General features: G+C 39.6%; 9 protein-coding genes and 1 other annotated feature. Of the genes, 6 read left to right on the forward strand and 3 right to left on the reverse strand.

Going from position 1 to position 7,138, the window contains the following annotated elements; all coding sequences use genetic code 11:
• Nucleotides 1-330 precede the first annotated feature (330 nt).
• Nucleotides 331-621, forward strand: coding sequence for a type II toxin-antitoxin system HigB family toxin (locus GBI16_RS17065; RefSeq protein ID WP_151707530.1), 291 nt, complete (start codon nt 331-333; stop codon nt 619-621).
• 1 nt (nt 622) lies between these two features.
• Nucleotides 623-1,024 (forward strand): type II toxin-antitoxin system HigA family antitoxin, encoded by a 402-nt coding sequence (locus GBI16_RS17070; RefSeq protein ID WP_000993197.1) that lies wholly within the window; start codon nt 623-625, stop codon nt 1,022-1,024.
• A gap of 155 nt (nt 1,025-1,179) precedes the next feature.
• Here GBI16_RS17070 and GBI16_RS17075 read toward each other — a convergent pair.
• Nucleotides 1,180-2,414 (reverse strand): IS3 family transposase gene (locus tag GBI16_RS17075; RefSeq protein ID WP_151707531.1). Its coding sequence is split into 2 segments (ribosomal slippage): nt 1,180-2,138 and nt 2,138-2,414, totalling 1,236 coding nucleotides; the frame shifts between segments, so codons are not numbered across the junction.
• Nucleotides 2,023-2,139: a sequence feature (AL1L pseudoknot), on the reverse strand. It overlaps the preceding gene by 117 nt.
• Between GBI16_RS17075 and GBI16_RS17080 the strand changes: the two genes are divergently transcribed.
• The 3 genes from GBI16_RS17080 (at nt 2,408) to GBI16_RS17090 (ending at nt 3,441) form a co-directional block, all read left to right on the forward strand.
• Nucleotides 2,408-2,731: a hypothetical protein gene (locus GBI16_RS17080; protein WP_228267862.1), complete on the forward strand. Its 324-nt coding sequence runs from the start codon at nt 2,408-2,410 to the stop codon at nt 2,729-2,731. The two genes, GBI16_RS17075 and GBI16_RS17080, sit on opposite strands and share 7 nt — an antisense overlap.
• 181 nt (nt 2,732-2,912) lie before the next feature.
• Nucleotides 2,913-3,158, forward strand: coding sequence for a type II toxin-antitoxin system RelB/DinJ family antitoxin (locus GBI16_RS17085; RefSeq protein ID WP_000246756.1), 246 nt, complete (start codon nt 2,913-2,915; stop codon nt 3,156-3,158).
• Nucleotides 3,148-3,441: a type II toxin-antitoxin system RelE/ParE family toxin gene (locus GBI16_RS17090; protein WP_119686978.1), complete on the forward strand. Its 294-nt coding sequence runs from the start codon at nt 3,148-3,150 to the stop codon at nt 3,439-3,441. The genes GBI16_RS17085 and GBI16_RS17090 overlap by 11 nt, the downstream gene beginning before the upstream one ends.
• Before the next feature lie 76 nt (nt 3,442-3,517).
• Here the strand turns inward: GBI16_RS17090 and GBI16_RS17095 are convergent, their stop codons facing one another.
• Both GBI16_RS17095 and GBI16_RS17100 read right to left on the reverse strand, forming a co-directional pair.
• Nucleotides 3,518-4,843, reverse strand: coding sequence for an ISNCY family transposase (locus GBI16_RS17095; protein WP_151707532.1), 1,326 nt, complete (start codon nt 4,841-4,843; stop codon nt 3,518-3,520).
• A gap of 134 nt (nt 4,844-4,977) precedes the next feature.
• Nucleotides 4,978-5,949, reverse strand: a complete 972-nt coding sequence (locus tag GBI16_RS17100) for a GlxA family transcriptional regulator (protein ID WP_151707533.1) — start codon at nt 5,947-5,949, stop codon at nt 4,978-4,980.
• Nucleotides 5,950-6,081: 132 nt separating this feature from the next.
• Between GBI16_RS17100 and GBI16_RS17105 the strand changes: the two genes are divergently transcribed.
• Nucleotides 6,082-6,966, forward strand: a complete 885-nt coding sequence (locus GBI16_RS17105; protein WP_005176778.1) for an MBL fold metallo-hydrolase — start codon at nt 6,082-6,084, stop codon at nt 6,964-6,966.
• Nucleotides 6,967-7,138 lie beyond the last annotated feature (172 nt).

Below are 7,138 nucleotides of genomic sequence, written 5' to 3' on the forward strand. Positions count from 1 at the left end.
ACACTCAAAGCTGCTGTTAAAGTATGCGGATAGTAAATGTAACAAAAATCTAGATTCTATCTTTTTTGATTATTTTCCATGTCATGTTATGTCATTGATGCTGCGACTTAACGGCTATATAAATTAAGTGAAAAGTAAATGGAACTAAGATGTTAACTAGAGTGGAACTCATTTTTGTTGTACTAATGGTATCAGCCTTATTGCGCATGAAATGCTAAAAGGTTTATTTTTTAAGATCATCAGATTAAGTGCATTTTGATAATGAATAAAGCTCCGTGTGGCGCTTTATTCATCCTAGCCATTCAATATTGCAAAATGCGATAAAATGTTATGCATGTGATCACCCACACTCGAATTATAGAAGCAATGCAAAAGTGGCCACAGGCTGAAACGGCATTAGATGGTTGGTATCGAACCATAAAGGCAAACGATCCGAAAGATTTTGCTGAGATGAAACATCTCTTTCCAGAGGTCGATAAAGTTGGAAAGTTCCATGTATTCGATATTGGCGGGAACAAGATCCGACTTATTGCAGTCGTGATGTATCAAGCAAAACGTGTGTATATCCGTGATGTCTTGTACCATAAAGAATATGACAAAGGTCATTGGAAGGAAAGTTAGTATGAACGCGATGATTAAACAGGCCGTAGACCACTGGCACTGCGTTGCACCATTGCTCAGCAAGCCAGAAAATGAAGACGACTTTCATACACTTGTTGAAGCTTTAGATGAACTTTTAGATACTGTTGGTGATGACGAGTCCCATCCTTTAATGGGGCTTACTCATCAGCTTGGTGATTTGGTTTCTGATTATGAAAATGAGCATCTTCCTATGCCTAAAGGGGACGGTCGTGCTGCTTTGGCTTTTTTGATGGAGCAACATGGTTTAGGTCAGTCTGACTTAACAGAGGTTGCAACACCATCAGTGATTTCTGAGATTTTAAGTGGTAAACGCCAACTGAATATTCGTCATATTAAGGCATTGTCTGAGCGGTTTAATGTATCGGCAGATACGTTTTTCTAAAAGAGAGGTGGATCAGGAAATTTGGCTCAATTAGGGGTACTTTGCCTTTCAAATCTTTGTGCAACAAAGCCCAGAGAATCTATAAATGATAGTGCGTAAGTCCTAGAGTATATAAAATGAACCGTACCGGGTTTGTCGGAGACTTTTTGTTTAAGTTAGGCCACCTGACCTAACGGGTTAATTTTATCATAGTACATCGCTTCAAAATCAAAAGGTGATACATAACCTAGTGAACTATGTATACGTTCTTTATTGAACCAATCTACCAAATTTAATGTGGCAAGTTGTATATCACCCAAACCACGCCAATCTGCTTTTAAATATTCAATCACCTCTGTTTTGTACAACCCATTCACTGTTTCAGCCAATGCATTATCGTATGAATCCCCCGTAGTGCCGACTGATGCTCGTAAATTCGCTGCTTCTAAACGGTTGGTATAGCGAATTGAAAGATACTGTACGCCTCTGTCACTATGATGAATCACGTTATTTGGCATTCCTCGATCATGCAATGCCTGCTCAAGTGCAGCGAGCACCATGTCGGTATTCATCCGTGTTGATACTTTCCATCCAACAATTGCTCGTGAGAACACATCAATAATAAATGCGGTATAGACCCAGCCTGAATTGGTTTGAATATACGTGAAGTCGGCCACCCACAAGTGATCAGGATGATCAGCTTTAAAATTGCGTTTTACTAAATCATCTGCTGATTTTTGATCATCTCGGCTACGCGTTGTTTGTTTATTCTTACCACGCCAAACACCTTGTATACCTAGCTTTTTCATTAATCGAGCAACAGTACAGCGTGCAATAATATAGCCTTCACGTTTCAGTTTTTGCCAGACTTTACGTACACCATACCGACCTGAACTTTCCTTCCAAATTCGTTTAATCTCCTCAGCATGATGCAAGTCATGTAAATCTCGCTTTGCTCGATGTTCCCTTGCGAAGCAATGCTTCTCATCGCAGAGATCTAGAGTCCGGTAATAGGTTGAAGCTGCGATCGGTAAAATCCTACAAATCGCATCAACACCATATAAGTCTTTATTGTTATGGATGAAATCCACCATTATTTGTGTGGGCGGTCGAGCTCCGCCTGGGCGAAAAAAGCGGCTGCTTTACGTAGAATTTCATTGGCACGCTTTAATTCTTTAATTTCACGTTCCATTTGCTTCATTTTTTCTTGATCAGATATCTGTTGTACTTTAATAGGATTTTGCTGATCTAAATGCTTTTGATGCCAGGCACGAAGTGTTTCAGGAGTACAACCAATCTTAGGCGCAATTGCTGTGATTGCAGCCCAAGTAGAAGGATAATCTTTTTCAGATTCAATCAATAATTGAACCGCTCTTTCTCTGATTTCAGGGGTATATTTTAATTTTGTCATCGGGACACTACGCTTCGCTACGTCTTGCGAAGCAATGCTTCTCATCTCAGAATATTGACTCTCCGACAAACCCGGTACGGTTCAGAGATGAGTTTGGCATTCTAAATATTGAAACGACTTTAGAAAATACTCAGAAATTGGTGAATCGGCTTTTAAAGTCCTTACAAAATGCTGGAATTAATGCTGCTCTTGGTGTTGCGGCACGTGAACCAAGTAAAAATTTACGAATGGCAGTAATTGAAGCAGATGAAAAAATGTATCAGCATAAACGTCAATTAAAGTCATCATTTGATGATTCCATAGAACAGGATGTTTGAGGATCTAAAACAATAATCGTAAGTCAGACACTTGGATTGTGAAGCTAGACAGGAGTCTTGCTTGAGCAGTAAGCTCATTTGAAGTTTTTCTAAAATTAACATAATGGTTGTTATACGAAGTCGACTTGTAATGCAATTTGCATTACAGTACTCTTAGCACATTAAATAACTGGGAGATATGATGGCTACTGTTAACTTCAGGGTCGATGAAGCCCTTAAAGAAAAATCCTATTCCATCCTTAAAGAACAAGGTATTGCACCTACAGATTTCTTTACTAGTATTCTTGAATATGTTGCTACGACTGGGAAACTACCTGTCAAAAAAGCTCTGCTTTCAGAAGAAGATGAAGAATTATTAGCTCTTGTCCGTAAGCGCATTAATGACCCTAAAGAGATGTTTGAGGAAGTCACATTAGATGACTTATAAGCTTTTACGTCACAAAGACTTTAAAGCAGAATGGGAAAAACTCCCTGTTGCTATACGAGATCAATTTAAGAAGAAACTAGCCAAAGTCATAGAGCAGCCACATATTCCAAAGAATATGCTTAGAGGGGATCTTGCAGGTTGCTATAAAATTAAATTATTAAAAGCTGGTGTCAGACTTGTCTATCAAGTTAAAGATGATCAGGTAGTTATCTTGCTCATCACAGTCGGGAAACGAGCTGATAGCATAGTTTATGACGAAGCTAAAAAGCGCATTAAAGACTAAAAATGGGAGCTTATAGCTCCCATTTTGTGTTATTCCCAAGTAGAAATGTCCTACCTAATAACTAAATAGAAATGTCCTATACAGGCATTTCCAAGTCAAGCACAGGATTTAGATTTCGCTGCTGAATAGCTGTTTTCTGTGCACGTCTACTTGGCATCTTTTGAGAACGATTCCGTTGGTTATGCTGTTCCAATTCGTCATGTTGCTGTTGAATATGTGCCAGTACAGAACCCAATCGTTTATTCTCAACAATCTCTCGTTGGTTCAACTGACTTAATTTATCGAAGATGCTGTAACTGACTTTTCTACCTTGATATTCAATCGCTACAGTTCCGTCTGGGTATTCTAGAAACTCAACATATTTGCCAACCAACCTTTGATTTTCTTCAGTGGTTTCCAGAATATATACGCATTTATCATACGTAATGGTCAGGCTGTTGGTGACTCTACGTGGCTCACGCCAAGTAAAAATGTCATCTAATTCCTCAGGGGTTTCAGTGAAACTTCGGTGTAGATCCTTGGGGTTAAAGGCTGTCTTCGCAAATTTTAGATTGAACTGCTCAATAAAGCGGGGTAGCCATACATTGGCTTGCTCAATTGAACAGATCCCTTCCAGTCGCATCTCTTTGATCAAACGATCCTGTAGTGTTCTATTGGCGCGTTCTACACGTCCTTTGGCCTGTGGTGAGTTGGCAAAGATGATGTCGATATTGAGCGTGCTGAGTACACGCCCAAATTGCGTAATCTTGGTGTCTTTCTTACTGCTTTGATTCACTCTAAAGACAGAGTGCTTGTCACTGTAAAACGCCAATGGTTTACCGTGTTGTTCAATATAGGCTCTAGTTGAAAGCATATAGTCAAAGGTTGATTCTGATTCACAGAAACGTAGGTGCTGTAAGCTTCTTGTGGCATCATCGATAAATACTAATAGACAACATTTAGAAGCACGTCCTTCGAACCAGTCATGGTGTGAGCCATCAATTTGGATCAGTTCACCATAACAATCCCGGTTATAACGAGGCTGATAGGGTCGTTTCAGGCGTTTAGAGCGAGGAATCCACAAATTGGCTGCGATCATCCATGAACGCAATGTTTCCACGGAAATATCAAAGCCATGAATGCTGGTCAGCTTTTCATGGGCTAAGGTGGGTCCGAAACCATGAAATTGATCAGAGACAATATTGAGGCACTTTAGTCTGAGTTCTTCAGGAATCTTAGAGTTGCTAGTTTGGCCACGTGCCGCATGGGCTAACGCAGCTGGACCTTGAGCTTTGTATTTTTGCAATAAGCGTCTGATTTGACGCTCTGAAATATGAAGTAGCTGAGCAGCCTGAGACTGGCTAATGCGTTGATCACAGATTTCCTGCAAGACCGATAATCGTTTAAGTTCTTTATCCGACATAGACACCAACATATCAAACAGTCCGCTTCGATAATCGCAAAAGTGCATATTCTAAAAGCGGACATTTTTACTTTGGAGAAACCGGACATTTCTATTTGGGGCTTACATTTTTATTTCGTATAACCGCCATTATGTTAAATGGGTGGATTATTTTCATTAATGATCCCAAAAGCTTTTCTCCATGCCTGAGGGCTGGTGCCATATTTTTCACGAAAATTTTTTCTAAATGACACGGTATTATTAAAACCTGAAAGCTCGGTTATCTTTTCGATAGACAAGTTTGTCGTTTCTAAAAGTTCACAACTTAATCTGATTCTTTCAGTATTCAGCCAATCGACTAGGGTCATGCCTGTCGCTTTCTTAAAATGCCGTGTGAACGTCCTGCGTGTCATATGTGTCCGTTCAGCGAGGCTTTCAATATTATGTTGTAAAGCTAAATTCTTTCTTAAAAAATCAAGTAATACATTAATTTGTGCATCTTGGCTCGATTCTGCGACTGGCTGTTCAATAAACTGAGCTTGCCCACCTTCACGGTGAGGCGGGATCACCATTACTCTAGAGACTTTATTCGCAATTCGTGCATTATAGATTTCTCGTACCAAATATAGGCAGCAGTCTAATGCTGCACCTGTTCCAGCAGAGGTTACAATCCTTTGGTCTTCTACATACAGGGCATCATGATCAAGTTGAACCTGTGGAAACCGCTCACTGAAATCTTGTTCAGCCATCCAGTGCGTAGCTGCTTTTTTATGGTCAAGTAAACCAGCATATGCCAGTGCATAAGTTCCATAGCATAACCCTACAATTCTAATTCCAGTCTGATATGCACAATTTAGGGCATCGATAAGTACTTGTTCAGGCTCGTGATTAAAATCATCCCACCCAGGAATAATAATAAGATCCGACTCTTTAATGAGCTCGACCCCACCATCAGGGATAATCATCATAGACTGTTCTGTTGTTACGGGTTGGCCATCTATAGAAAAAATTCTCAGATCAAATAAGCGTTTATCTTCAATCTTGATATTGAAAATGATATGGGGGATAGAGAAGTGAAATGGATTTATATTGGGATATACGAACAATCCAATCACTGGTATAGCCATTCAATCTACCTCTCTAAAATAATAAATATAGCATGTTGTCCCAATAGTTTCGATGATTGTCCTTAAGGACAATTTTATTGCTTAATTTTTCCTATCATGATTCGAGTATGACTAAATGATTGGATCTGGAACATGAATAAAATTTTAAGTAGCTCTGTTATTGCACTCTCTCTGGCAATGGCTTCAGTCCATTTATATGCGAATGATAAGGTGGTTCAGCGAGATACTTCTAAAGTTACGCATATACAAGAAATTCGCAATGCAACGATTAAAGTAACCTATGCTGATACGACTTTTTTAATTGACCCAATGTTTGCTAAAAAAGGATTCTATGAAGGTTTTCCTGATACTCATCGTAGCTATTTACGGAACCCATTAGTCGATTTGCCTATCAAGCCCGAAACGATTTTAGAAGGTGTAGATGCGGTAATCGTGACCCATACCCATCTAGATCATTGGGATGATGCAGCACAAGCGACTATTCCGAAAAACATGCCGTTGTTTGTACAGAATAAAGAAGACCAGAAAATCATTCAGTCACAAGGCTTCAAAGATGTTCGTGTATTAACTCAAGCGACCTTTGAAGGGATTAAGCTCACTAAAACTGGTGGTCAACACGGTACTGATGCCATGTACCGTATTCCTAAGCTTAAAGCTGGATTAGGTGAAGCAATGGGTGTGGTATTTGAAGCTGCTGGCCATGAAACTGTTTATGTGGCAGGAGATACCATCTGGCGTTCTGAAGTTGATCAAGCGATTCAAACATTTAAACCTGATGTGATTGTCTTGAATACAGGTAACGCCTTGGTTGATGGCTTTAAAGAATCCATTATTATGGGCAAAGAAGATACTTATCATGCAACTCAGAAAGCACCAAATGCTAAAGTGGTTGCTGTTCACATGGATGCAATTAACCACATGTCGGTAACACGTGCTGAGCTTGCAGATTACGTAAAGGACAAAGGAATCCAAGATAAGGTTTTAATTCCTATCGATGGTGAAACGCTTTCTTTCTAAAGTGACTTAAAGAAGTGGAAGCATTCCACTTCTTTAAAACATAAGGGCTTTGTTGCATAAACATTCAAAAGCTGAGTTCTCCCCAATCCATTCAAATTTAAGACACAACTTGGGTGCGAGGTCTACCTAATTCCGTAAATCTATTCAGAACTGCCACACGCGCATGAATTTC

It is taken from the genome of Acinetobacter sp. TUM15064, assembly GCF_008980265.1.
Taxonomy (GTDB): Bacteria; Pseudomonadota; Gammaproteobacteria; order Pseudomonadales; family Moraxellaceae; genus Acinetobacter.